The sequence below is a fragment of the Pseudomonas sp. OVF7 genome (assembly GCF_030644265.1).
Classification (GTDB): domain Bacteria; phylum Pseudomonadota; class Gammaproteobacteria; order Pseudomonadales; family Pseudomonadaceae; genus Aquipseudomonas; species Aquipseudomonas gorinensis.
In genome coordinates, this window is record NZ_CP128996.1 from 6,025,509 (window position 1) to 6,051,171 (window position 25,663).

Here is a 25,663-nt window from a genome sequence, read left to right on the forward strand (position 1 = left end):
GCTCAAATGTTGGTGCGCTTATTCTATCGACAACGCTTGAGGCCAATCCTCAGCGTTTCTGTGTCAGGGCGCGACGCTCGAATTCGACGATGCGCTGACGGTAGTGTTCGATGGTCTGGGCGGTGAGGACGCTGCGCTGATCGTCCTTCAATTCGCCGTTCAGTTCCTGGGACAGCTTGCGCGCTGCCGCCACCATCACGTCGAACGCTTGTTTCGGGTGACGCGGGCCTGGCAAGCCAAGGAAGAAGCTGACGGCCGGCGTGCTGAACAGGTCAATATCGTCCAGGTCGAAGGTGCCCGGCTTGACCGCGTTGGCCATGGAGAACAGCACTTCGCCATTACCGGCCATGCTTTCGTGGCGGTGGAAGATGTCCATTTCGCCAAAACGCAGGCCGCTTTCGAGGATGTTCTGCAACAGCGCCGGGCCTTTGAAGCCCGCGGCGTCGCGGCAAATCACGCTGATCACCAGCACTTCTTCGGCGGCAGGCTGATCGCTGACTGATTGGCGCGGCGGGCTCTTGGTCGCATTCTCATCAGGGAAGTCGTCATCGCGGCTGCTGAAACTCGGGCCTTCGTCGACGTCAAGGTTCAGGTCGCCCTGGTGCGGCTCGGCAACTGCAGCACTGCCGCGCTTGCCACGTTTGGAAGACGGCTCGCGGGCTTCACGCACAGGCGCGCTCATGGACGGCAGGTCATGCTCATCCAGCTGCGGTTCCTTATGGGTATCCAACACACGGGGCGGCCCCAGCAGCTCGGCGCTGCCGTCGTCGTCGGGCAAGTTGGACAGGTTACGGTCCAGACGGAATTTGAGCTTGCCCTTGCCACCGCGCATGCGGCGCCAGCCATCAAAAAGAATACCGGCAATGACAATAATGCCGATGACGATCAGCCACTCGCGCAGACCGATTTCCATGTAATCCCGTGCCTCTAATAAAAAATGCTGAAAAATAAGGGGTTTAGCACCGTGCAAACCGCTTTAAAACGTGGCGCCAACTCTATGTTCTGACTGACGTTTTGCCCACGCATACGAAAAATTGACATTAAACTAGCACGACCAAAGATAACTTTACACCGTCTGTCAAAATGCCTTGAACAAATATGTCCATTTGCCACTTTCGCCAGGGCGGTAAACCGTCTTACATCGCGCTACAAATCTTCTCTCCTGGCGTGGCTCAGGATTCCACCATCGCCATCGCTTCTTCGACATCCACCGCGACCAATCGCGAACAGCCCGGCTCGTGCATCGTCACCCCCATCAACTGATCAGCCATTTCCATGGCGATCTTGTTGTGGGTGATATAGATGAACTGCACAGTCTGGGACATCTCCTTGACCAGGCGTGCGTACCGTCCCACGTTAGCGTCATCCAGCGGTGCGTCAACTTCGTCGAGCATGCAGAACGGCGCCGGGTTCAACTTGAAGATGGCAAACACCAGGGCCAATGCGGTCAGGGCTTTTTCGCCGCCGGACAACAAATGGATGGTGCTGTTCTTCTTGCCCGGAGGCCGCGCCATGATCGTTACCCCTGTATCGAGTAGATCTTCGCCCGTCAGTTCCAAGTAAGCGCTGCCACCACCGAAAACTTTTGGGAATAACGCCTGTAAACCGCCATTAATCTGATCAAAGGTATCCTTGAAGCGGTTGCGGGTTTCCTTGTCGATCTTGCGGATCACGTTTTCCAGGGTATCCAGGGCTTCGACCAGGTCGGCGTCCTGGGCGTCCAGGTAGCGTTTGCGCTCGGACTGCTGCTGGTACTCATCGATGGCGGCCAGGTTGATTGCCCCCAGGCGCTGAATCCGCGCGGCTATGCGTTCGAGTTCTTCTTCGGCGTCTTTTTCGTTAGCCTCGGCGGTCAAGGTGTCAAGCACGCCGTGCAGGTCGTAGCCATCCTCGAGCAACTGGTCCTGGAGGGTTTTGCGGCGCACGGTCAGGGCTTGCCATTCCATGCGCTGTTGTTCGAGCTGGCCGCGGATCAGTTGGGATTGCTGCTCGGCCTGGGTCCGGCGCTTTTCTGCGTCACGCAGTTCGCGGTCGGCATCTTCGAGGGCGATTTGCGCGGTCTTGAGTTCTTCGTCGACGGTCATGCGCTTGTCGAGCAGCTCTTCAAGCTTGAGCCGCAGCTCTTCCAGGGGCGCTTCGCCTTCCTCCAGGTTGAGGCTCAGTTGCTCGCGCTTCTCGGTCAGGCGTTCGGACTGCATCTCCAGGCGCTCAAGGGCCTGGCGCGTGGAGTCGTGCTGCGCACGCAGCGAGCCGAGGCGCACCGCCAACTGGTGGGCGTGGTCCTTGTGCTGGCGAGCTTCCTGGCGCACACGGTCAAGGCGTTCACGCAGGCTGTCCCGCTGGGCCAGCAGCAGTTCGCGTTGCTCGGTGTCCTGGGCCATGCTGTCGAGGGCTTCCTGCAATTGCAGGCGTGCTTCGCCGATTTGTTCGTGCTCGAGCGCGCGTTGCTCGCCCATCTCGGCTACTTCTTCATCGAGACGGGTACGGCGCAGGGTCAGTTGCTCGACCTTGGCTTTGCTCGCGGAAAGCTGGGCTTTCAATTCGCCTTGCTGGCGCGCCTCATCCTGCAACAGGCGACGCAGATGTTCGCGGCCGGTCTCTTGCTGGCGCTGGGTGGCGCGCAGGGTTTGCAGCTCGGTTTCCAGGCTTTCCAGGGTCGCTTCGCGCTCTTCACGCTCGGCGATCAAATTGACGATTTCCTGGCCACGGGCCAAAACCCCGCTTTCTGCTTCACTGGCGCGGCGTACCCGCAGGAAGTGGCGGCCGACCCAGTAGCCATCACGGCTGATCAGGCTTTCGCCGGCAGCCAACTGACCGCGCTGGGCCAGCGCCTGCTCAAGTGATTCAACCGGTTTGACCTGGCCCAGCCACGGCGACAAGTCAATCGCCGCCTCGACCTTGTCCAGCAAACTGCCCGGCACGCGGGTGCCGTCGGCGGCCGGGCTGAGCAGGCGCAAATCGCCCTGGGCAAAACCGGCCAGGTCGAAGCCCCCAAAATCGTCCACCAGTACCGCTTGCAGGTCGGCACCCAATACGGTTTCCACCGCCAACTCCCAACCGGCTTCGACTTTCAAGCCTTCGGCCAGGCGCGGACGCTCGGCCAGATGCTGGTCGCGCAGCCATTCGGCGGTACCGGTGCCAGGGTCCAGAGCGGCTTGCTGCAGGGCTTCCAGGGAGGCCAAACGACCGTTGAGCCGCTGCAGATCGCCCTGGGCCTGCTGCTGGGCCTGGGTCGCCTGTTGCAGTTGCTGGCGCAATTGCTCCAGGCGCTCGACTTGCTGTTCTTCGCTGGCCTCCAGCTCTTCGAGGGTCATCTCGCTTTCAGCCAGTTGCTCGCTGAGCTCCATGATCGCCGCGTCTTCCGGGTCGGCAGCGAGCAACACGCGTTCTTCCTGCAAGCGACGCTGGCGTTCGGCCAGACGCTCCATGCTGGTTTCCAGCTGCTGGATGCGTGACTGTTGCACTTCGGCCTGGCGCCGAGGCTCGGCGGATTTCAGGTTGAAGGTGTCCCACTGCTCCTGCCAGCCGTGCATGGTGGTTTCGGACTCTTCCAGGGCGGCAGCGGCTTCTTCGGCCGCCGCGCTGGTGATCTCCTGCTCGGGAGTGAGCAGGTCCAGCTCTTCGCCGAGGGTCAGCAGCAAGGTGCGGTCATGGCCCAAGTGAGATTCGGTCTCCAGGCGCGCGCGCTCGGCTTCCTTCAAATCCTCCTGCAACTGACGCAAGCGCTGCTGGCCGTGCTGGATGCTCTGCTCGACCCGGGCGATGTCTCCCCCCACCGAGTAGAAACGGCCCTGCACCAGATTGAAGCGCTCGGACAGGTCATGGTGACCGTCGCGCAGGCGCTCGATGCTGGCGTCGGCATTGCGTTGCTCGGCTACCAGGGCTTCGAAGCTGATTTCCTGGGTGCCGATGATCGCTTCACGCTGGCCCACCTGGTCATTCAGCGCCTGCCAGCGCAGGGCCGACAGTTGCGCCTTGAGCTGGCGCTCCTCGCCCTTGTATTCCTGGTACTTTTCGGCGGCCTGGGCCTGGCGGTGCAGGCGTTCCAACTGGCGTTCCAGCTCTTCACGCAGGTCGGTGAGGCGGGCAAGGTTTTCGTGGGTGCGGCGGATACGGTTTTCAGTTTCGCGGCGGCGCTCCTTGTACTTGGAGATGCCGGCCGCTTCTTCGATAAAATTGCGCAGGTCTTCCGGCTTGGCTTCGATCAGCTTGGAGATCATGCCTTGCTCGATGATCGAGTAGCTGCGCGGGCCCAGGCCGGTACCGAGGAAGATATCGGTGATATCCCGGCGCCGGCACTTGGTGCCGTTGAGGAAGTAGCTGTTCTGGCTGTCGCGGGTCACTTTACGGCGGATGGAGATTTCCGCGTAGGCCGCATATTCGCCGACCAGGGTGCCGTCGGAGTTATCGAACACCAGTTCGATGCTGGCCTGGCTGACGGGTTTGCGGCTGGTGGAGCCGTTGAAGATGACGTCGGTCATCGACTCGCCGCGCAGGTTTTTTGCCGAGCTCTCGCCCATCACCCAGCGTACGGCGTCGATGATGTTCGACTTGCCGCAGCCATTGGGCCCCACCACTGCCGCCATGTTACTGGGGAAGTTCACCGTGGTCGGGTCGACGAAGGATTTGAACCCCGCCAGTTTGATGCACTTGAGCCGCACGCTTAGGCGTCCGCCAACGCAGCGATGACCAGCGAGCAACTACGCTGGCCATAGGCCGACAACACCTGGCGAATCTGCGGCAGGTCGCGGGCAAGCACGGCGGCGAGCAATTGCTCGAACAACGCCAGGTACTCGCTCATGGAGGCCTTGCGCTGATCGAGGGCCAGGTAATAGGCACGGTTCATCGCCGGCTGCAGGTTTTCGACGGTTTCCTGCAAATACGGGTTGTTGGCGAAGGGGTACGCGGCGCGCATCACGCTGAAGCATTCTTCGACAAAGGCGCGGATGTCCTGGCGCTCGAAACTGCCGACCAGGCGCTGCTGGATCTGCAGGAACGGCGCCATGTCAGCCTGGGTCTGCCAGCCCTGGGCCACCGCATTGCCGAGCAGGATATACAGCTCACTCATCAACGTGCACAAGCTCTGCACCTTGTGTGCGGTGAGCTCGGTGACGTGGGCGCCACGGCGCGGCAGGATCGCGATCAGGTGGCGACGTTCGAGGATCAATAAGGCTTCACGCACGGAACCACGGCTGACATTGAGCGCCAGCGTGACTTTCTGTTCCTGGATCCGCTCCCCAGGCTTGAGATCGCCGCGAATGATACGTTCGGCGAGGTGGTGAGCAATTTGCTCGGCGAGACTGTCCGGCGCCTTGAACGTCATGTTTTCCCTTCAAAATCTTCTATCGATACAAGCGCGGCAGTGTAGCGCAAATGCCTGGCTGATGGCGCTAGGCCCACCCTGCTGAATTTGGCACGGAATAAGCAGCGCTGAAACCCAGAAGCCCCCCCAAAAACAGCGGTTCCAGAAGACTGGACCATAATTGAAAGTGTTGTGATCGCAATTTCTTGACCTCACAGTCAGAAAATCATTGACCGAAAAGTCAGACATGACTAGATTCGGCGCAAAGCGGTTAACAACAATAATGAGTCTGCGAGGCCTTCCGTGATCCAGTTTCTACTTAACCAGGAGCTCCGTAGCGAGCACGCCCTGGACCCCAACCTGACCGTGCTCAACTATTTGCGTGAGCACCTGGGCAAATCCGGTACCAAGGAAGGCTGCGCCAGCGGCGATTGCGGTGCATGCACCGTGGTGGTCGGCGAGCTGCACAGCGACGAGCCAGGCGCTGAGCGGATTCGTTATCGCAGCCTCAATGCCTGCCTGACGTTTGTCTCATCGTTGCATGGCAAACAATTGATCAGCGTCGAAGACCTGAAGCACCAGGGTCAACTGCACAGCGTGCAACAGGCCATGGTCGAATGCCACGGGTCGCAATGCGGCTTTTGCACCCCCGGTTTTGTGATGTCGCTGTTTGCCCTGCAAAAGAACAGCGATGCGCCAGATAGCCAGAAAGCCCATGAAGCCCTGGCCGGCAACTTGTGCCGTTGCACCGGCTACCGCCCGATCCTGGCCGCCGCCGAGCAGGCCTGCTGTAACAAACCCCAGGACCAGTTCGACAGCCGGCAAGTCGAAACCATCGCACGCCTCAAGGCCATCGCGCCGACGCAAACCGGTGAACTCAACAGCGGCGACAAACGCTGCCTGGTCCCCCTGACCGTCGCCGACCTCGCCGACCTCTACGATGCCTACCCGCAAGCCCGGCTGCTGGCTGGCGGCACTGACCTGGCGCTGGAAGTCACTCAGTTCCACCGCACGCTGCCGGTGATGATCTACGTCGGCAACATCGACGAAATGAAGCGCATTGAATCCTTCGACGATCGCCTGGAAATCGGCGCCGCCGCCCCTCTCTCCGACTGCTACACCGCGCTGCACCAGGCCTACCCGGACTTCGGTGAGCTGCTGCACCGCTTCGCGTCCCTGCAAATCCGCAACCAAGGCACCCTGGGCGGCAATATCGGCAACGCCTCGCCGATTGGTGATTCGCCACCACTGTTGATCGCCCTCGGCGCGCAGATCGTGCTGTGCAAGGGCAACACCCGTCGTACGTTGGCGCTGGAAGATTACTTCATCGACTACCGCGTCACCGCACGCCAGGACAGCGAATTCATCGAGAAAATCATCGTGCCCAAGGGCCACGCGCTATTCCGGGCGTACAAAGTGTCCAAGCGCCTGGACGACGATATTTCCGCGGTGTGCGCGGCTTTCAACCTCAAGATCGACAACGGTGTGATCAGCGATGCGCGTGTTGCCTTCGGGGGCATGGCCGCCACCCCGAAACGCGCAAAACATTGCGAGAGCGTACTGATCGGCGCCACCTGGAATGCCGCCACCGTCGAGAAAGCCTGCACTGCCCTGGCCGAGGATTTCACCCCGTTGTCGGACTTCCGCGCCAGCAAGGAATACCGCCTGCTCAGCGCGCAGAACCTGCTGCGCAAATACTTTATCGAGCTGCAAACGCCGCACATCGAGACTCGGGTGACCGCTTATGTCTAACCATCACGCCGTGGTAAAAACCCAGGCCGAACTGGCCGAGCTGTTTGCCCAGGACCTGACCTCCGGGGTCGGCCGCAGCGTCAAGCATGACAGCGCCGCCAAGCACGTCAGCGGTGAAGCGCAGTACATCGATGACCGCCTGGAATTCCCCAACCAGTTGCACCTGTATGCGCGCATGTCCGACCGCGCCCACGCGAAAATCCTCAGCATCGACACCGCGCCCTGCTACGCCTTCGACGGTGTGCGTATCGTCATCACACATGAAGACGTGCCAGGCCTGAAAGACATCGGCCCGCTGATGCCCGGCGACCCGCTGCTGGCCATCGACACCGTGCAGTTTGTCGGCCAAGTGGTATTGGCCGTGGCTGCCCGCGATCTGGAAACCGCACGCAAGGCCGCGATGGCGGCCGTGATCGAATACGAAGACCTCGAACCCGTATTGGATGTGGTCGAGGCCTTTCGCAATAAGCATTTCGTGCTCGACAGCCACACCCACCAGCGCGGTGATTCGGCCGGCGCACTGGCGACCGCAAAAAACCGCCTCCAGGGCACCCTGCATATCGGCGGCCAGGAACACTTCTACCTGGAAACCCAGATCTCGTCAGTGATGCCCACCGAAGACGGCGGCATGATCGTCTACTGCTCCACCCAGAACCCCACCGAAATACAGAAGCTGGTGGCCGAAGTACTTGACGTGTCGATGAACAAGATCGTCGTCGATATGCGTCGCATGGGCGGTGGTTTCGGCGGCAAGGAAACCCAGGCGGCCAGCCCGGCGTGCCTGTGCGCGGTGGTCGCGCGCCTGACCGGGCAGCCGACCAAGATGCGCCTGCCCCGTGTCGAAGACATGCTGATGACCGGCAAGCGCCACCCCTTCTATATCGAATACGACGTGGGCTTCGACGACAGCGGTCGCCTGCAGGGTATCAATCTGGAACTGGCGGGTAACTGCGGTTGCTCGCCGGACCTGTCGAACTCGATTGTCGACCGCGCAATGTTCCACGCCGACAACGCGTATTACCTGGGCGACGCCACGGTCAACGGCCACCGCTGCAAGACCAACACCGCGTCCAACACCGCCTACCGGGGCTTTGGCGGCCCCCAAGGCATGGTCGCCATCGAGGAAGTGATGGACGCCATCGCCCGCCACTTAGGCCAGGATCCGCTGGCCGTGCGCAAGGCCAACTACTACGGCAAGACCGAGCGCAACGTCACTCACTACTACCAGACCGTCGAGCACAACATGCTCGAGGAAATGACCGCTGAGCTTGAAGTCAGCAGCCAATACGCCGAGCGCCGTGAAGCGATCCGCCTGTACAACGCCCACAGCCCGATCCTGAAAAAAGGCCTGGCGCTGACCCCGGTGAAATTCGGTATTTCCTTTACCGCCAGTTTCCTGAACCAGGCCGGTGCGTTGATCCATATCTACACCGACGGCAGCATCCACCTGAACCACGGTGGTACCGAAATGGGCCAGGGGTTGAACACCAAGGTCGCACAGGTGGTGGCCGAAGTGTTCCAGGTGGAAATCGACCGCGTGCAGATCACCGCCACCAATACCGACAAGGTGCCCAACACCTCGCCGACCGCCGCCTCCAGCGGTGCCGACCTGAACGGCAAGGCCGCGCAGAACGCCGCCGAAACCATCAAGCAACGCCTGGTGGAATTCGCCGCGCGCAAGTACGACGTGAGTGAGGCCGACGTGGCATTCCACAACGGCCATGTGCGCGTGCGCGATCACATCCTGACCTTTGAAGCGCTGATCCAGCAGGCGTACTTCGCCCAGGTGTCGCTGTCGAGCACTGGCTTCTACAAGACCCCGAAAATCTTCTACGACCGCAGCCAGGCGCGGGGGCGGCCGTTCTACTACTACGCCTTTGGCGCGGCCTGTTGCGAGGTGATCGTCGACACCCTGACCGGCGAATACAAGATGCTGCGCACCGACATCCTCCACGACGTGGGCGCCTCGTTGAACCCGGCGATCGACATCGGCCAAGTGGAAGGCGGCTTCATCCAGGGCATGGGCTGGCTGACCATGGAAGAGCTGGTGTGGAACAACAAGGGAAAGCTGATGACCAACGGCCCGGCCAGCTACAAGATCCCGGCGGTGGCCGACATACCGCTGGACCTGCGCGTGAAGCTGGTGGAGAACCGCAAGAACCCGGAAGACACGGTGTTTCATTCCAAGGCCGTGGGCGAGCCACCGTTCATGCTCGGCATTGCCTCGTGGTGTGCGATCAAGGATGCAGTGGCGAGCCTGGGTGACTATCGCCATCAGCCGAAGATCGATGCACCGGCGACACCGGAGCGGGTGTTGTGGGGGTGCGAGCAGATGCGCAAGTTGCAGGCGGCTGTGCCTGTTGAAACCGAAACCGAGATGGCTTCGCTCTAGACCGAGGCGCTGCCATCGGGGGCAAGCCCCCTCCCACACTTTGATCTGTGCCTTCAAATGTGGGAGGGGGCTTGCCCCCGATGACGGCCTGACAGACACCACAAGAGGTGACTATGAACAACTGGATCAGCGCCCTCGCCGACCTGCAGAACCAAGGCGAACCCTGCGTACTGGTGACCATCATCGAAGAGCTCGGCTCCACGCCGCGCAATGCCGGTTCGAAGATGGTGATCAGCGCCACGCAAACCTTCGACACCATCGGTGGCGGACACCTGGAATACAAGGCGATGCAGATCGCCCGTGACATGCTCGCGCGCGGCCAGCAGAACACCCACCTGGAGCGCTTCAGCCTCGGCGCGAGCCTGGGCCAGTGCTGCGGTGGCGTAACCGTATTGCTGTTCGAACCCATGGGCCAGGTGCAGGCGCAGATCGCGGTGTTCGGCGCCGGTCACGTCGGCCGCTCGCTGGTGCCGTTGCTGGCGAGCCTGCCGTGCCGGGTGCGCTGGATCGATTCGCGCGAACAGGAATTCCCGGAACATATCCCCCAGGGCGTGCGTAAAATCGTCAGCGAAGAGCCGGTGGACGAAATTGCCGACCTGCCCGCGGGTAGTTATTGCATCGTCATGACCCACAATCACGCGCTGGACCTGGAACTGACCGCCGCCCTGCTCAAGCGTAATGACTTTGCCTACTTCGGCCTGATCGGCTCGAAGACCAAACGCGTCAAGTTCGAACACCGCCTGCGTGATCGCGGCTTTGACGCCGCGCAGTTGCAACGCATGCGCTGCCCCATGGGCCTCACCGAGGTAAAGGGCAAATTGCCGGTAGAGATCGCCATCTCCATCGCCGGCGAAATCATCGCCACCTATAACGCCCATTTCGGCCAGCACACCGCGAGCGCCGAACCTATTGCCAAACTGCTGCCGGTGTCACGCCGCAGCCAAGCTATCAATTGAGACGACCATGCCTTTGACTCGCAAAGCCTACCGTGCCGCCCTCCTGCACAGCATCGCCGACCCCGCTGAAGTGGGCATCGAAGCCTCCTATGAGTATTTCGAAGACGGCCTGCTGGTGATCGAAAACGGCAAGATCAGTGCCCTGGGCCACGCCAGTGACCTGCTGCCGAAGCTGCCCGCCGATATCGACATCACCCACTACCAGGATGCGCTGATTACCCCAGGCCTGATCGACACCCATATCCACCTGCCGCAAACCGGCATGGTCGGCGCCTATGGCGAGCAGTTACTGGACTGGCTCAACACTTACACCTTCCCGTGCGAACGCCAGTTCGCCGACAAGGCCCACGCCGAAGAAGTGGCCGACATTTTTATCAAGGAATTGCTGCGCAATGGCACCACCACCGCCCTGGTGTTCGGCAGCGTGCATCCGCAATCGGTGAACGCGTTCTTTGAAGCGGCCGCAAAACTCGACCTGCGCATGATCGCCGGCAAAGTGATGATGGACCGCAACGCCCCGGATTACCTAACCGACACCGCCGAATCCGGCTACCAGGAAAGCAAGACGTTGATCGAACGCTGGCACGGCAAGGGCCGCCTGCACTATGCGGTCACGCCCCGCTTCGCCCCCACCAGCACGCCGGAACAATTGGCGTTGGCCGGGCAACTGCTGGGCGAGTACCCGGACCTGTACATGCAGACGCACATCAGTGAGAACAAGCAGGAAGTCGAGTGGGTGAAGGCGTTATTTCCAGAGCGCAACGGCTACCTGGATGTGTACGACCATTACAAGCTGCTGGGTGAGCGCTCGGTGTTCGCCCACGGTGTGCACCTGTGTGATGACGAATGCGCGCGGTTGGCGGAGACGGGGTCGGCGGTGGCGTTCTGCCCGACGTCGAACCTGTTCCTCGGCAGCGGCCTGTTCAACCTGCCGATGGCCGAGAAACACAAGCTCAACGTTGGCCTGGGCACGGATGTGGGCGGCGGCACCAGCTTCTCACTGCTGCAAACCTTGAACGAAGCCTATAAGGTCATGCAACTGCAGGGCGCGCGGTTGAGCCCATTCAAGTCGTTGTACCTGGCCACCCTCGGGGGTGCGCGGGCGCTGCGCCTGGAAGACAAGATCGGCACGTTGCAGCCAGGCACCGATGCAGACTTTCTGGTGCTGGATTACAACGCCACGCCACTGCTGAGCTATCGCTTGAAGCAGGCCAACAACATAGCCGAGACGTTGTTCGTGTTGATGACGCTGGGGGATGATCGGACGGTGTTGCAGACCTATGCGGCCGGCCAACGGGTGCACCAACGCTGATCTGCGCCACAACACAAAACAAATGTGGGAGGGGCGGTGCGACGATTCGACTTGCCCCCTCCCACATTCTTTAATCGGGTTTACAACTTTACAGGCGAACGCCCCGGCTTCTTGGTCTGCAACAAATGCGAGAACACCGCATGCAAATCATCCGACGCACTTTCCTCGTCGAGGTTGAGCTTGCTGTCGATGTGGTCCATGTGGTGCATCATCAAGTCAACTGCCAGCGCCGCGTCGCGGGCCTCGATCGCATCGATCAACTGGGTGTGTTCATCGTAGGAACAGTGCGAGCGATTGCCGCTTTCGTACTGCGCAATGATCAACGAGGTCTGGGACACCAGGCTGCGCTGGAAGCTGATCAGCGGCGCGTTCTTCGCCGCCTCGGCCAGCTTGAGGTGGAACTCGCCAGAGAGGCGGATACCGGCACCGCGATCGCCACGGGAGAAGCTGTCGCGCTCGTCGTTGACCATCTGGCGTAGTTCGGCCAGTTGCTCGGCGGTGGCGTGCTGCACGGCCAACTCGGTGATCGCTCGCTCTACCAGGCGCCGGGCGAGGAACACTTGGCGTGCTTCCTCGACGCTTGGGCTGGCCACCACCGCGCCGCGATTGGGCCGCAGCAACACCACGCCTTCATGGGCCAGGCGCGACAGGGCGCGGCGAATGATGGTACGGCTGACGCCGAAGATTTCGCCCAGTGCCTCTTCACTCAATTTGGTACCGGGTGCCAGGCGTTGTTCGAGGATCGCCTCGAAGATATGCGCGTAGACGATATCGTCCTGGGTTCCGCTGCGACCGGCCTTGCCGGCTCGCGGTTGTTTCTTGAGAGGTTGCAACTGTTCGTTCATGGGCACTCGGGTCGGGAGAACGGCGGCGAATTAACGGTAATACGGCGACTTTAAGGTAATACGGCAACAATGGGTCGCTGGCAAGTATCAGCTAAAAACACGGCACATTGTACACAACCCACTGCGCCAACACACTGTACGGCTGTTTGCGGCGCCGGCTGTATTGCAATGAGTAGTTACGTTTGAGTTTAGGCTTGAATCCAAGATTTCCCACGAACGACACCCCACTGTAGAAGCGAGCGTGCTCGCGAAGAATCCGAGCGCGTCGCGAACATCCAGGGCGCCCGCGTTATCGTTGACGCTTTTCGCGAGCACGCTCGTTCCTACAAGGAGGGGGTCAGGTAAAAGGAACACCTATCCATGACCGACGCCACCCAAGCGCCCTTGCGCCCGCTGGCCGACACTTCCGCGTCCGCCGTCGTCGCCGGCTTTATCGCCATGATGACCGGCTACACCAGCTCCCTGGTGCTGATGTTCCAGGCTGGACAAGCCGCCGGCCTGACCACGGCGCAGATTTCTTCATGGATCTGGGCGATCTCCATCGGCATGGCGGTGTGCAGCATCGGCCTGTCCCTGCGTTATCGCACACCGATCACCATTGCCTGGTCGACACCGGGCGCAGCGCTATTGATCACCAGCCTGGGCGGCGTCAGTTATGGCGAAGCGATCGGTGCCTATATCACCTGTGCAGTGCTGGTGACCCTGTGCGGGCTGACCGGCAGCTTCGAAAAACTGGTCAAGCGTATTCCGGCTTCACTGGCGGCGGCCTTGCTGGCGGGCATTCTGTTCAAGATCGGCAGCGAAATATTTGTCGCCGCGCAACATCGTACCGGCCTGGTGCTGGGGATGTTTTTCACCTACCTGATCATCAAGCGCCTGTCGCCGCGCTATGCGGTGCTGGCCGCGCTGGTGATCGGTACCCTGCTGTCTGGCTTGATGGGCCTGCTGGACTTCAGCGGCTTCCACCTGGAAGTGGCGACCCCGGTGTGGACCACTCCGCACTTCTCGCTGGCAGCGACCATCAGCATTGGCATTCCGCTGTTCGTGGTGGCAATGACTTCGCAGAATATGCCCGGCGTCGCCGTGCTGCGCGCCGACGGCTATAACGTGCCGGCCTCGCCGTTGATCACCGTTACCGGCCTGGCCTCGCTGGTGCTGGCGCCGTTCGGCTCCCACGGGATCAACCTGGCAGCGATCAGCGCAGCCATCTGCACCGGGCCACACGCCCACGAAGACCGCAACAAGCGCTACACAGCGGCGGTCTGGTGTGGTGTGTTCTACGCAATTGCCGGCGTATTTGGCGCCACACTGGCAGCGTTGTTCGCAGCGTTACCCAAGGAACTGGTGCTATCGATTGCAGCGCTGGCCTTGTTTGGCTCGATCATCAATGGCCTGAGCATTGCCATGAATGAGCCAAAGGAACGGGAAGCGGCGCTGATCACCTTTATGGTCACGGCGTCAGGGCTGACGTTGTTTTCCATCGGTTCAGCGTTCTGGGGGATTGTGGCGGGGGTGTTGACGCTGCTGATTCTGAACGGGCGCAAGGCATAAAAAAACGGCGACCCTCGGGTCGCCGTTTTTTCAGTATCACTTAGCCGCGTTGATCGGCTTTTCCGGATACCACACGTCCAGCAGCGGGCTGACTTCAGCCTTGGTCAGCTCGGAGCGGGTTTTCAGCCAGGCTTCAACAGCAGCACGCTGCTCTTCGGAGACCGAGCCACGCTTCTGCAGGCAAACCAGACCGTAGTCGTCGCCGCCAACATAACCCAGGCCGTTGGCTTCCATGGCTTCTTTGATGAATGCTTCGAGGAAAGCGTCGATAGCTTCTTCACTCAGGCCTTCGTTGAAGTCCAGGTTCAGTTCGAAACCCAGCTCTTGAAATTCATCAACGCACAGTTTTTTGCGCAGACGCTGGGAACGGTTAGTCGCCATTGGAACAATCCTCATAAGTAATAACGGGCGGCACTTTAGCAGTTTAAGGTGGCGATTGCCCGACTCTCTGGTACAGGCGGCCAGCCACACGCAAAAAAAACGCCGATTAGCAGCTATCGTTCAGCTACAACGGGCTCCACCTTGGGGCATAATGCCGACACTTTCATGACCAATGAGGGATTTTCTTACATACCCCTCGCCTTTTCCCCCTCGTCAGCAGCAGGGTCTTATTCCTTATGATCAAATCTTTGCGTCCATTACTGCTTGCCGGTTTTCTCCTGCCACTGAGTTTTTCCATTACCGCCGCGCCGATCAACAACACCCTGCCGCCCAGCGTCGCGCAGGCCCTTCAGAAAGCCAAGCTGCAAAACACCGCGCTGTCACTGGTGATGATTCCCCTGAACGGCCCCGGTACCCCCACCGTATTCAATGCCGACGTCTCGGTGAACCCGGCCTCGACCATGAAGCTGGTCACCACCTATGCGGCCCTGGAAATGCTCGGGCCCAACCACCAGTGGAAGACCGAGTTCTACACCGACGGCACCCTCAGTGGCGGCGTCTTGCACGGCAACCTCTACCTCAAGGGCGGCGGCGACCCCAAGCTGAACATGGAAAAGCTCTGGCTGTTGATGCGTGACCTGCGCGCCAATGGCGTGCAACAAGTCACCGGCGACCTGGTGCTGGACCGCAGCTTCTTTACCCAGCCGCAACTGCCGGAGTTCAATGACGACGGCAACGACGAAAACAAGCCCTTCCTGGTCAAGCCCGACGCTCTGCTGGTCAACCTCAAGGCCCTGCGCTTCGTGACGCGCAACGATTCGGGGCGGGTGCTCGTATCGGTCGAGCCGCCGATCGCCAGCATTCGTATCGATAACCAGGTCAAGGTCTCCAACGCCAAGCAATGCACCGGCGATGTGCGCTACAACCCGGTCACCGCCGCGGACGGCAGTGTCACCGTCACCGTCAGCGGCCAACTGGCTGAAGGTTGCAGCTCACAAACCTATTTGTCGTTGCTGGACCACGCGACCTACACCGCGGGTGCCGTTCGGGCAATCTGGCAGGAGCTGGGCGGCACGATCCAGGGCCGCGATATCCAGGCGCCGGTGCCCAAGGATGCCAAGGTGCTGGCCCGTGCGTTTTCACCAGACCTGGCGGAAATCATCCGCGACATCAACAAATACAGTAACAACACCATGGCCCAGCAGCTGTTCCTGAGCCTGGGCGCGCAGTTCCGCAACGACGCGGACGGCGACGACGCCAAGGCTGCCCAGCGAGTGGTACGCCAGTGGCTGGCAAAGAAAGGCATCACCTCGCCGCACCTGGTGATGGAGAACGGTTCGGGCCTGTCCCGTGCCGAACGGGTCAGCGCCCGTGAGATGGCTGAGATGCTGCAAGCGGCCTGGAGAAGCCCTTACGCGGCGGAATACATCAGCTCGCTGCCGATTGCCGGCACCGACGGCACCATGCGCAAACGCCTGAAGACCACGGCGATGCGCGGCGAAGCCCATGTCAAGACCGGAACCCTGAACACCGTGCGCGCGATCGCCGGGTTCAGCCGCGATAACAATGGCAATACCTGGGCCGTGGTGGCGATCCTCAACGATACGAAGCCATGGGGTGCGTCGTCGGTACTGGACCAGGTGCTGCTGGACCTGTATCGCCAGCCGAAACTGGCGGCGGCAGCGCCCGTTCTCTAGGCCACACCGCCGTCCTCCTGTGGGAGAGGCTCGTGCCCTCCCACGGGTGCTCCGGCGTCGGTCCTCAAGCCTGTACTTCCTCTGCGGCCACTCGGTCCCTGCCCGCCTGCTTGGCCACATACACCGCCGAGTCAGCGCGCAACAGCAAACCGTCAACGCCTTCATCCACCCGCCAGCTCGCCACCCCGAAGCTGGCAGTCACGATGCCCACCGGTTCCATTGGCGCACTGCGCAACGACTGCCATAACTCCATCGCCAGGCGGTAGGCCTGCTCGCCATCAGTGTTGGGGCACAGCACCATGAACTCCTCGCCACCCAGGCGGCAGAACACATCCGTACGGCGCAGACGCTGGCCAATGCGTTTGCACAGCTCCTGCAACACGCCGTCGCCGACCCCGTGCCCATGCAGGTCGTTGATTCGCTTGAAGTGATCGATATCCAGCATGATCACCGACAGCGCTCCGGCCGTGCGGTTGAGGCGGAGCATCTCGGTCTTGAGGCGATCCTGGAAATACCGACGGTTATGGATGCCGGTCAGGGAGTCGGTGATGGACAACGTACGCAGCTCTTCTTCCACGCGCTTGAGGTCGGTGATATCCGACACATAACCGTGCCACAACGTACCGCCTGCCGGCAGTTCTTCCGGTGTGGCTTCGCCTCGAATCCAGCGCAGGCCTCGTTGTGGCAATTGCACGCGGTACTCTTCGCGCCAATGGCTCAATTGCAGCGCCGACAAACGAATCGACGCGCGTACCCGCTCCACATCCAGGGGATGAATGCGCTCGAAGACTTTCTTCGCATCCTGCTGCAACATCCCGGTCTCGATTTCATAAATATCGCGCATGCCATCGCTGGCGTAGATAAAGCGCCAGTTATCCTGGGGCTCCAGGGTGAACTGGAAAATCCCGCCAGGCACATGGGCGCTGAGTTTTTTCAGCAAGCGATCCCGCGCCGCCAATGCCTCGTAAGCGCGCTTTTGCTCAGTCACATCCAGGTAGATCGCCAGGTATCCCACCCATAAACCGTGGTCATCCAGCAACACCGTGCCGAGCATGTTGACCGTCAGCTGGCTGCCGTTCTCGCGAACCAAGGTCCATTCACTGGCCTCATGCTGGCTGTCCGGGCTTTCCACCAGCATCGCCTGGCTCGGCGGGATCCGTTTGCCCAGCGCCACGCTCAAACTGGTGGCCCGCGCTTCCAGTTCTGCGGGCACATGCAGGCTTTCAAGCGTCGAGCGCCCCAACACCTGCTCGGCCTTGAAGCCAAGCATCTGCTCGGCGCCAGCGTTAAATGTATTGATCACCCCACGCAGATCAGTGGCAATGATCGCCACCTGGGTGGCGGCATTCAATACGCTGCGCAACTGGCCGTGGGCGCCGCGCAATTCCTGTTCACGGGCGCGTAACTGCATGGTGCGTTGTTGCACCAGTTTCAACGCACGTTGGCGCTGGCTGACAAGGACGTAGAGCAAGGCGCTGAGTAACAGGCTAAGCAGCCCGCCCATGGCCAGGATCAACGCCAATGATGAGTGATTGGCCTGCTCGAACATCTCGCTGGGGCGCAAGCTAAGCGCGTAGACATGGTCGCCCAGGGTCAGGCGGCGCACGGCGCTGAGGTCGCTGTCGACCCGTGCGCTACCGGACTCGTACAACAGCCGCTGTTGCAGGTCGGATGTGTCGACAATCTGCATCGCCAGGTTATCGCGGTCGGGTCTGGGCAGGCCCTCGGCCACCAGTTGGCGCATGCTGATCACAGCCATTACAAAGCCGTGGGGCTCAGTCGCTCCATGGGCCGTGACCGGCGCCACCAACAACACCCCGGTGGCGTAGGCGGGTTCCACACCCACCAATTGCATGGGTTGCGACACCGCCAGCTTGCCGCTCTTTTGCGCACGCTCAAGGGCCGAGCGGCGCAGGGGTTGGGCCAGCAGGTCAAAGCCCAGGGGCGAGACGAGCAGGCTCAGGGTCTGGCTGTACAGCACCGGTACGTATTCATCACGCTCGGCGGCGGGTGCCAGTTCGCCGTTTGCATTCAGCTCGCGAATGTTGAAGGGCGTACCGCGCTGGCGAGACACCTGCTGCTCAAACAGCTTGCGCTGATCACGCGACACCCGTGGTGCCCACGCATAGGCGCGGGCGCGCTGCAGCAAGGGCTGGGCGAAACCCTCGAATTCTTCGCGGGACACTTCATCGGAGTTGACGAAGAAACGCCGCAGGCTTCCCAGGCGCTGCTCCTGGTCCTCGAAACGCTCTTGCAGGCGGCTGAATCGCTCGTTGACCAGCAACTGGAAACGCTGGCGCTCCTGTTGTTGGTCGAGGTCGGACGCCGCCCAGGCGACGATGGTTGTCAACGTACAACCCGCCAGTAATACCACCAACGCCACCAGCCAAGCCGACGCCTGCTCACTGATAAAGCCTAGGATTTTCGGGCGAACGGCTTGCAACGACATAGGCAACACTCACAACGCCAGCGTGCGGGGGGGTGTCACTTTGGCTAGGTTTTAGTTATAGCCATCGGTCCAGGGTTTGACCAGCGCAAAAAAAGCCGCAAGCCCGGAAAAATCCAGGCTTGCGGCTCATGAGCCGGACAATCAACGCGCGGTGATTTTCCAGGCCCGGTGGATCTTGGCATTGCGAGCAAAATCCGGGTCGATGGTCTTGTCGCTGATTTCCTCCACCGCATAGCGTGCGCTGAGGTTGTCCTCCAGTTGGAACTTGCGGAAGTTGTTCGAGAAATACAGCACGCCGCCCGGTGCCAGGCGGGCCATGGCCAGGTCGAGCAACTGCACGTGGTCACGCTGCACGTCGAAGATACCTTCCATGCGCTTGGAGTTGGAGAAGGTCGGCGGGTCGATGAAGATCAGGTCGAACTCATCGCGGCTGGCTTCCAGCCACGCCATCACATCACCCTGCTCCAGGCGGTTCTTATCGGAAAAACCGTTGAGCGAAAGGTTGCGACGTGCCCAGTCCAGGTAGGTCTTGGACAGGTCGACGCTGGTGGTGCTGCGCGCACCGCCCTTGGCCGCATGCACACTCGCCGTGGCGGTGTAGCAATACAGGTTGAGGAAGCGCTTGCCGGCCGCCTCTTTCTGGATGCGCATGCGCATCGGGCGATGGTCGAGGAACAGCCCGGTGTCGAGGTAATCGGTCAGGTTGACCAGCAACTTCACGCCGCCTTCGCTGACTTCGGTGAACTTGCCCTGGGCGCTCTGGCGTTCGTACTGCTTGGTGCCGCTCTGGCGCTCGCGACGCTTGACCACCACGCGGCTCTTGTCGATGTTCAACGCCTGGGGAATGGCCGCCAGGGCATCGAACATGCGCGCCGAGGCTTTCTCCGGGTCGATGGACTTCGGCGCAACGTATTCCTGCACATGCACCCAATCGTGGTACAGGTCGATGGCCATGGAGTATTCCGGCATGTCGGCATCGTACACACGGTAGCAGTCCACACCTTCACGCTTGGCCCACTTGCCCAGTTGCTTGAGGTTCTTTTGCAGGCGGTTGGCAAACATCTGCCCACCTTCGCTCAAGCGCGCCTGCTCAACCACAGGGGCCGGCGCGGGCGCAGGTTTGATCGGGTTGCCGTTCTTGTTGTACTGGCGCTCTTGCGGCTCAGTCGGGGCCTGGTCATAAGCCGCTTGCTCACGTTCGGCCTGGCGCTGTTCCGGGGTACGGCGTTCGCCGGTGACGAACTGGTCCGGGTTGACCTTGATCAGCAACAGTTTGCACGGCAAGGCGCCGTTCCAGAACGCATATTGCTTGTGGCTGCGGATACCCATGCGCTTGCCCAGGTCCGGAGCACCGGTGAACACCGCGGCTTCCCAACCCATGCACGCCTGGCGCAGGCGCTCGCCGAGGTTCTGGTAGAGGTACAACAGGCTGGCTTCGTCACCCAGGCGTTCGCCGTAGGGTGGGTTGCAGATCACCAGGCCTTTCTGGTTCTGGTCCGGGCGCGGCTCGAAGGTGCCAACTTCGCCCTGATAGATCTTGATCCAGTGGCTGAGACCGGCACGCTCGACGTTGTTACGCGCGGGCTGGATCAGGCGCGGGTCCGCCTCATAGCCACGAATCCACAGCGGTGGCTTGTTCATGCCGATGGCGGCACGTTCGCTGGCTTCGGTGTGAAGCTTTTTCCACAGCGCCGGCACGTGACCGAGCCAGGCGGTGAAGCCCCACTGCTCGCGATTCAGGTTGGGAGCCATGTCGGCAGCGATCATCGCGCCTTCCACCAGGAAGGTACCGACACCGCACATCGGGTCAGTCAGCGCGCCGCCTTCAGCCGCAATGCGCGGCCAGCCGGCGCGGATCAGGATCGCGGCCGCCAGGTTTTCCTTCAATGGTGCAGCACCCTGCTGCAGGCGGTAACCGCGCTGGTGCAGGCTGTGGCCGGAGAGGTCCAGGGACAGGATCGCTTCGCCACGGTCCAGCCGCAGGTGGATGCGCAGGTCCGGGTTGATCTTGTCGATGGACGGACGTTCGCCGGTTGGGGTGCGCAACTTGTCGACGATCGCATCCTTGACCTTCAGCGCACCGAAGTGGGTGTTATCGATGCCTGAACCATGCCCGCTGAATTCCACGGCCAGGGTGCCGTCGGCGACCATATGGTCTTGCCACTCGATATCCAGCACGCCGTGGTAGAGGTCTTCGGCGTCCTTCATCGGGAAGCGCTTGAGCACCAGCAATACACGGTTGGCCAGGCGCGACCAGAGGCACAGGCGGTAGGCGGTTTCCATGTCGGCCATGCCGCGCACGGCCGAGGTGTGCTCGCGGGCTTCCTCAAGGCCAAGCCCGACGGCTTCCTCGATCAGCAGGCCTTCGAGGCCCTTGGGGCAAGTGAGGAAGAGTTCAAAACGGTCCGACATGGGCAATCCAGGCTTTTCAGCAATAAATGAACGGGCAACGCATCGCCGGTTCGGTTTTCAATCAGGCACTTTTCTTGAAGAGTGCCCGCGTGGCACGAATGTGCCGTCCCACCCCGCCTGCCGGGCCTTTTGGCCTTGATTGACGGGGCAGATAGATCATCTGATGAAACAAAAAGAAATATTCCGACCCTTCGTCGAATAATAACCGACTGCAACGGGCGGTCTTTCTCACTAAGGGACTGAACCAATCCTCTTCGCAGGGCACATCATAGCTGGCTTTACCCCATAAATGGGGCGAAAAGCCAGCCCAGCTTATGGCTATAGCATCGTTATCGTTACGTGCTTATGACAAAACGATCATTGAATCCATGTGACCTATTGGTTAGAACTCAACACAGGTTGGCGCCGTAACGGTGTCGACACTTTGGCTCGCCACGCCGGCAGCGAGCCCACCAACGGCAGAAAAACTCTGCCCGGCCTCGGACGAGGCCGAAGGATATCTAGACAGTCAACAAGTGAGGGAAACACCCTATGAGAAGACTTAAGCGTGATCCGTTGGAAAGAGCATTTTTACGCGGATATCAATATGGCGTTCATGGCAAATCCCGTGAGCTTTGCCCATTTACTCTACCGTCGGTACGCCAAGCCTGGATCAACGGCTGGCGAGAAGGACGCGGCGACAACTGGGACGGTATGACAGGCACTGCGGGCATCCACAGACTCAACGAACTTCACGCCGTCGGCTAATCAAGGGCATTTAATTCCGACACCACCACGAATATGTAACGACTTAACCACGCACGCCTTATCCAGGCGGCGGGCTTCGGCCCAGGGGCTCCTCTTAAGGAGCCCTTTTTATTGCGCGCCTCTCAGGCCTTGGGCAAGGCTGCAATGGCATCCACCGACTGACGAATCAACGCCGGGCCCTTGTAGATAAAGCCGGAATACAACTGCACCAGGCTCGCGCCCGCGGCGATCTTTTCGGCTGCGTGCTTGCCTTCGGTGATACCGCCCACCGCGATGATCGGCAAACGCCCCGCCAGCTCGGCTGCCAGTACCTTGACGATGTGCGTGCTCTTGTCCCGAACCGGCGCGCCTGACAGGCCGCCCGCCTCGTCACCATGGGCCAGGCCTTCGACGCCCACGCGGCTGAGGGTGGTATTGGTGGCAATCACCGCGTCCATCCCCGACTCCACCAGGGCCTGGGCCACCAGCACGGTCTCTTCATCACTCATGTCCGGAGCGATCTTGATCGCCAGGGGCACACGCTTGCCGTGGCGTACCGCCAGGTCTTCCTGGCGCTGGCGCAAGGCTTCGAGCAATTGCTTGAGGGAGTCGCCGAACTGCAGGCTGCGCAAGCCCGGGGTGTTGGGCGAGCTGACGTTGACCGTGACATAACTGGCGTGGGCGTAGACCTTGTCCAGGCAGATCAGATAGTCATCCACGGCACGCTCGACCGGCGTGTCGAAATTCTTGCCGATATTGATCCCAAGGATGCCCTTGTACTTCGCCGCCTGAACCCGCGCCAACAGATGATCAACCCCCAGGTTGTTGAACCCCATGCGGTTGATGATCGCCTCGGCTTCCGGCAAGCGGAAAATCCGTGGCTTGGGGTTGCCCGGTTGTGGGCGTGGGGTCACCGTACCGATTTCAACAAAACCGAAACCCAACTGCGCAAAACCGTCGATTGCCGCGCCGTTCTTGTCCAGGCCGGCAGCCAGCCCCACCGGGTTGGGAAAGTCGAGCCCCATCACCGACACCGGCATTTTCGCCGGTGCCTTGCATACCAGGCCATTGAGCCCCAGGCGGCCACCCGCACCGATCAGGTCCAGGGACAGATCGTGGGAGGTTTCCGGAGAGAGTTTGAACAACAGCTGGCGGGCCAGGGTATACATGGGCGGGCTAGACTCGGATGGCGGCGAAAGGTGGCGGCGATTATAGCCGGGGTGATGGGCTGCATGCGAGGCGTGCCGCCCAATCGTCAGTTGCGCAACGCCACCAGCTCCTCATAGCGCGCCCAGATCTTTTCGGCATAGCGCATGCGCAACGCTTCCCGCTCGGGCCCCATCCCCGCCCCCACATTGTAGGAACCCACGGCCGTCCAGTTGTAGCCAAAGCGCTCGATGAACTGCGCAAGAATGGACGCACCCACCTCCACCGAAAGGCAAGGTTCACTCAACAGGCGCTCTTCGGTAATGCCTTGCTTGAGCAGGCGCGGCAAATGAATACTGTTGATCTGCATCAAACCGATATCGCGGGTGCCATTGCTGTTGCTGTAATTCATCGCATGCGCGCGGTACCCCGACTCCACCGCTGCAATGGCCTGCAGCAATTCAGCTTCGATGTCATAGCGGGCTGCCACTTCTTCCCAGCAGTAAGCCAGTGCCTCATTGCTCCACGCCAGCACCGCCAGCAACAGGCCGGTGTACCAGGGTTTACCCATGACTCACCTGGCCGCAGGCCGAACATATGCGGCCCGCGCGCCCCTGCCCGGCCCGGCGCGGCTCATGCTCCTCGATACTCACGGCACAGGTGAAACGATAGCCCCTGCCATAGATCGTCTTGATGAAGCCCTTGTCCGCCCTGAGGTGCTTACGCAAGGAATAGATGCAACGGGTCAACGACTCCTCCGCAACTTCCCCATGGGGCCATGCCAGCTCCAGAAGCCGATCCTTGGTCATCAGTTCGCCGCCGGAAACCAGCAGCAGCCGCAGCACGTGCCATTCCTTGGGCGGCAATTGAATATCCACGCCGTCACCGGTCAACCGGCCATCACCGTGAAGGGTCCAGCGCGCAAAAAACAGGGTTGCCGTCGTCATTCGCTCACTCAAGACGGTCATACATACCTCTGCATCCGACTACTGACATTGACGGTCCTCATTGCCAGTGCCGGCCAAACCACGAGAGACATGACTATAGAAATCTGGCGGTCGAACCACGCTAGGAAAAACCCCATACATCCGAGGCTTTGTGGGAGACCATGCGTAAGACGTTTCTTCATCACCCCTCACTGAGCATCACTGTCGAGATAAACCTCATGCCGCTCCCCTTCGATCGATCCGCCTGTGGGCTGACGATCATTGAAGGGCTTTGCGACAGGCCGAACGAACGCACGTTGCACGCGCTCGTATTGAGCCTGGGTCAGGAGGGGCGGCCCCACGGCGCCGTTGAGTGTTCTCGGCTCATGACCTACCGCCCGAGCCTGGACCACGAATAAGCGCACCTCGCCTCCACGGCTTGCCACCTTGCCCCGCGCCAAGGACTCGGCATCACGCTGAAAGCCCCCTATCCACAGGCGCCGGCCCTGAGGCACCCGAATCACCGTGCTGATGCCCACATTCCCCACCACAGGCGATTGTTTACGGTTCCTTCCCTTGCCCAGTTGCTGACCATCGACAGCGTTGATCTGCATCTCGATTTCATTGCCATGGGTGAAGCGCGGCAACACGCTGACCTGGGTGCCGTACCGAACGGGCTGCCAGTCGCCACCGTCTTCTCCAGGTCGTGGCAGGTAAAAAGTCTGGTTGTCCTGGAATACGGCGGGAACATTTTCCTGGGCCAATATCACGGGCAGTGTCACCACCCTGGCCCGCCGTCGACGCTCCAGCGCAGTGACCAACGCCATGAAGCGATTATCTTCCGAAGGCTCCAGCACTCGCGTCGCCGCGGCTGAAGGGTTGGCCTCGTCAGGCCAGCCCATCTCCATCTTCTTGAGTTCCTCGCTGTCCACGTCCACCAGCCATAACGACACCTCGATGGCCCGCTTGGGCATATCCAGTTCCGCGACGAGTCGTTCGATAAAACGCACCTGGGCAGGGGTGCCCTTGATCAACAGGCTGTTGGTATCCGGGTACGCAAATACCGAAAGGCTCTTGTCAGCCAGCATGTCATTCGCTGGTTGCGGGTTACGCCTGCGCTCGTTGGCCAACAGGGTCTCGATCATCGACGCCACCCCCGGCACATTCACATGGTCATCGCCCATGGCGTACCGACGGTCAGCCACGTGGGTGTTGAACACCTGCACCACACCGAATGTGTGGGTGCCCACGCGCAAATCAGCCTGCGGCCGGTCCAGCGTTTGCGCGAGCCGCAACACCTGGTCCACATAGTTCGACGGCCCGGTCACATAGAACATCCGCTCCCCGCTCTGTCGCAGGGGGTGACGCGAATCATCCAGGCCCGAGCGGCGCATGAGCCCAGTCAACTTTTCAACGGAAATATGCCGCAGCGCCACTGCCGAACTTTTCGCCTCGCCCGCGTCGTAGAGGTGCAGCACCTGGCCATCGCTGTGCCAGATCAGGCCGTATTGCCGGGCAACCGCCTCCAGGACCTGCCGCGCGTTGCCGAAGTCGTAGGTGCCGCTGATGCGTCGGCGGGCGGCCTCCCGGCTGACGACGATAGGCAGGCCGAAGGGCACTGACAACGCGGTAAAAAACGTGTGCAGGCTTTCATCCTGTGCCTGGTAGGTCTCCCCCCACGCAGACGCGCAGCCCAGCATCAGTACAGCGCATAGCAGCCAGCGGCAAGGCCAATGAACGGTCGTGGTTGCGGATAAGTCAGCGTACACCGTGGGATTCCTGGGCGGTCTGGCGTAAAGAGTCAGCCATACTGAAA

18 protein-coding genes are annotated in these 25,663 nt (G+C 61.0%); 7 read left to right on the forward strand and 11 right to left on the reverse strand.

The window, feature by feature from the left end:
- Positions 1-49: 49 nt before the first annotated feature.
- The 3 genes from zipA to QU606_RS27355 form a co-directional block, all read right to left on the reverse strand.
- Complete coding sequence (gene zipA / locus QU606_RS27345) at positions 50-913, reverse strand: cell division protein ZipA (protein WP_024076849.1); 864 nt, start codon at positions 911-913, stop codon at positions 50-52.
- A gap of 259 nt (positions 914-1,172) precedes the next feature.
- On the reverse strand, positions 1,173-4,661 hold the full coding sequence (gene smc / locus QU606_RS27350; protein WP_069076771.1) for a chromosome segregation protein SMC: 3,489 nt from the start codon (positions 4,659-4,661) through the stop codon (positions 1,173-1,175).
- Positions 4,662-4,663: 2 nt separating this feature from the next.
- Positions 4,664-5,323, reverse strand: coding sequence for a GntR family transcriptional regulator (locus QU606_RS27355; protein WP_024076851.1), 660 nt, complete (start codon positions 5,321-5,323; stop codon positions 4,664-4,666).
- Positions 5,324-5,605: 282 nt separating this feature from the next.
- On the opposite strand from QU606_RS27355, the gene xdhA reads away from it, so the two are divergent.
- From xdhA to guaD, 4 genes are all read left to right on the forward strand, one after another.
- The gene (xdhA, locus tag QU606_RS27360; protein ID WP_024076852.1) at positions 5,606-7,054 is read left to right on the forward strand and encodes a xanthine dehydrogenase small subunit; all 1,449 of its coding nucleotides are present in this window, start codon (positions 5,606-5,608) and stop codon (positions 7,052-7,054) included.
- Complete coding sequence (xdhB, locus tag QU606_RS27365) at positions 7,047-9,446, forward strand: xanthine dehydrogenase molybdopterin binding subunit (RefSeq protein WP_304997840.1); 2,400 nt, start codon at positions 7,047-7,049, stop codon at positions 9,444-9,446. Before xdhA ends, xdhB begins: the two co-directional genes overlap by 8 nt.
- Before the next feature lie 113 nt (positions 9,447-9,559).
- Positions 9,560-10,402, forward strand: coding sequence for a xanthine dehydrogenase accessory protein XdhC (gene xdhC, locus QU606_RS27370; protein WP_304997841.1), 843 nt, complete (start codon positions 9,560-9,562; stop codon positions 10,400-10,402).
- A gap of 7 nt (positions 10,403-10,409) precedes the next feature.
- The gene (guaD, locus tag QU606_RS27375) at positions 10,410-11,714 is read left to right on the forward strand and encodes a guanine deaminase (RefSeq protein ID WP_102623535.1); all 1,305 of its coding nucleotides are present in this window, start codon (positions 10,410-10,412) and stop codon (positions 11,712-11,714) included.
- Positions 11,715-11,794: 80 nt separating this feature from the next.
- On the opposite strand, the gene QU606_RS27380 is transcribed toward guaD, so the two are convergent.
- The gene (locus tag QU606_RS27380; protein ID WP_024076856.1) at positions 11,795-12,559 is read right to left on the reverse strand and encodes a GntR family transcriptional regulator; all 765 of its coding nucleotides are present in this window, start codon (positions 12,557-12,559) and stop codon (positions 11,795-11,797) included.
- A gap of 360 nt (positions 12,560-12,919) precedes the next feature.
- On the opposite strand from QU606_RS27380, the gene QU606_RS27385 reads away from it, so the two are divergent.
- A complete protein-coding gene (locus QU606_RS27385; RefSeq protein ID WP_024076857.1) occupies positions 12,920-14,110 on the forward strand; it encodes a benzoate/H(+) symporter BenE family transporter in 1,191 nt (396 codons plus the stop codon).
- A gap of 36 nt (positions 14,111-14,146) precedes the next feature.
- Here QU606_RS27385 and QU606_RS27390 read toward each other — a convergent pair whose 3' ends face one another.
- Positions 14,147-14,491 carry a YggL family protein gene (locus QU606_RS27390; protein WP_003193255.1) on the reverse strand — a complete coding sequence of 115 codons (345 nt, stop codon included), beginning with the start codon at positions 14,489-14,491 and terminating at the stop codon, positions 14,147-14,149.
- A 236-nt stretch (positions 14,492-14,727) separates the two neighbouring features.
- Between QU606_RS27390 and dacB the strand changes: the two genes are divergently transcribed.
- A complete protein-coding gene (gene dacB, locus QU606_RS27395; protein ID WP_024076858.1) occupies positions 14,728-16,188 on the forward strand; it encodes a D-alanyl-D-alanine carboxypeptidase/D-alanyl-D-alanine-endopeptidase in 1,461 nt (486 codons plus the stop codon).
- A gap of 64 nt (positions 16,189-16,252) precedes the next feature.
- Here dacB and QU606_RS27400 read toward each other — a convergent pair whose 3' ends face one another.
- Both QU606_RS27400 and rlmKL read right to left on the reverse strand, forming a co-directional pair.
- Positions 16,253-18,637: a diguanylate cyclase gene (locus QU606_RS27400; protein ID WP_304997842.1), complete on the reverse strand. Its 2,385-nt coding sequence runs from the start codon at positions 18,635-18,637 to the stop codon at positions 16,253-16,255.
- A gap of 141 nt (positions 18,638-18,778) precedes the next feature.
- Complete coding sequence (gene rlmKL, locus QU606_RS27405) at positions 18,779-21,049, reverse strand: bifunctional 23S rRNA (guanine(2069)-N(7))-methyltransferase RlmK/23S rRNA (guanine(2445)-N(2))-methyltransferase RlmL (protein WP_024076860.1); 2,271 nt, start codon at positions 21,047-21,049, stop codon at positions 18,779-18,781.
- 531 nt (positions 21,050-21,580) lie between these two features.
- Between rlmKL and rmf the strand changes: the two genes are divergently transcribed.
- Positions 21,581-21,796 carry a ribosome modulation factor gene (gene rmf, locus QU606_RS27410; protein ID WP_002553055.1) on the forward strand — a complete coding sequence of 72 codons (216 nt, stop codon included), beginning with the start codon at positions 21,581-21,583 and terminating at the stop codon, positions 21,794-21,796.
- A 122-nt stretch (positions 21,797-21,918) separates the two neighbouring features.
- Here rmf and QU606_RS27415 read toward each other — a convergent pair whose 3' ends face one another.
- The 4 genes from QU606_RS27415 to sctC form a co-directional block, all read right to left on the reverse strand.
- Entirely contained in the window at positions 21,919-22,944 is a 1,026-nt protein-coding gene (locus tag QU606_RS27415) for a quinone-dependent dihydroorotate dehydrogenase (protein WP_069076766.1), read from the reverse strand.
- 86 nt (positions 22,945-23,030) lie between these two features.
- On the reverse strand, positions 23,031-23,492 hold the full coding sequence (locus QU606_RS27420; protein WP_024076862.1) for a transglycosylase SLT domain-containing protein: 462 nt from the start codon (positions 23,490-23,492) through the stop codon (positions 23,031-23,033).
- The gene (locus tag QU606_RS27425; RefSeq protein WP_024076863.1) at positions 23,485-23,889 is read right to left on the reverse strand and encodes a winged helix-turn-helix domain-containing protein; all 405 of its coding nucleotides are present in this window, start codon (positions 23,887-23,889) and stop codon (positions 23,485-23,487) included. Before QU606_RS27425 ends, QU606_RS27420 begins: the two co-directional genes overlap by 8 nt.
- A gap of 167 nt (positions 23,890-24,056) precedes the next feature.
- Positions 24,057-25,616 (reverse strand): type III secretion system outer membrane ring subunit SctC, encoded by a 1,560-nt coding sequence (sctC, locus tag QU606_RS27430; RefSeq protein WP_370531081.1) that lies wholly within the window; start codon positions 25,614-25,616, stop codon positions 24,057-24,059.
- Positions 25,617-25,663: the final 47 nt, after the last annotated feature.

Excerpts from the sequence above, each read along its gene's own strand:
- QU606_RS27420 (WP_024076862.1), bottom strand. The coding sequence starts at position 23,492 with ATGGGTAAACCCTGGTACACCGGCCTGTTGCTGGCGGTGCTGGCGTGG.
- rmf (WP_002553055.1), top strand. The coding sequence starts at position 21,581 with ATGAGAAGACTTAAGCGTGATCCGTTGGAAAGAGCATTTTTACGCGGA.
- dacB (WP_024076858.1), top strand. The coding sequence starts at position 14,728 with ATGATCAAATCTTTGCGTCCATTACTGCTTGCCGGTTTTCTCCTGCCA.
- QU606_RS27390 (WP_003193255.1), bottom strand. The coding sequence starts at position 14,491 with ATGGCGACTAACCGTTCCCAGCGTCTGCGCAAAAAACTGTGCGTTGAT.
- QU606_RS27380 (WP_024076856.1), bottom strand. The coding sequence starts at position 12,559 with ATGAACGAACAGTTGCAACCTCTCAAGAAACAACCGCGAGCCGGCAAG.
- QU606_RS27415 (WP_069076766.1), bottom strand. The coding sequence starts at position 22,944 with ATGTATACCCTGGCCCGCCAGCTGTTGTTCAAACTCTCTCCGGAAACC.
- rlmKL (WP_024076860.1), bottom strand. The coding sequence starts at position 21,049 with ATGTCGGACCGTTTTGAACTCTTCCTCACTTGCCCCAAGGGCCTCGAA.
- QU606_RS27425 (WP_024076863.1), bottom strand. The coding sequence starts at position 23,889 with ATGACCGTCTTGAGTGAGCGAATGACGACGGCAACCCTGTTTTTTGCG.
- guaD (WP_102623535.1), top strand. The coding sequence starts at position 10,410 with ATGCCTTTGACTCGCAAAGCCTACCGTGCCGCCCTCCTGCACAGCATC.
- QU606_RS27400 (WP_304997842.1), bottom strand. The coding sequence starts at position 18,637 with ATGTCGTTGCAAGCCGTTCGCCCGAAAATCCTAGGCTTTATCAGTGAG.
- xdhC (WP_304997841.1), top strand. The coding sequence starts at position 9,560 with ATGAACAACTGGATCAGCGCCCTCGCCGACCTGCAGAACCAAGGCGAA.
- zipA (WP_024076849.1), bottom strand. The coding sequence starts at position 913 with ATGGAAATCGGTCTGCGCGAGTGGCTGATCGTCATCGGCATTATTGTC.
- QU606_RS27385 (WP_024076857.1), top strand. The coding sequence starts at position 12,920 with ATGACCGACGCCACCCAAGCGCCCTTGCGCCCGCTGGCCGACACTTCC.
- xdhB (WP_304997840.1), top strand. The coding sequence starts at position 7,047 with ATGTCTAACCATCACGCCGTGGTAAAAACCCAGGCCGAACTGGCCGAG.
- QU606_RS27355 (WP_024076851.1), bottom strand. The coding sequence starts at position 5,323 with ATGACGTTCAAGGCGCCGGACAGTCTCGCCGAGCAAATTGCTCACCAC.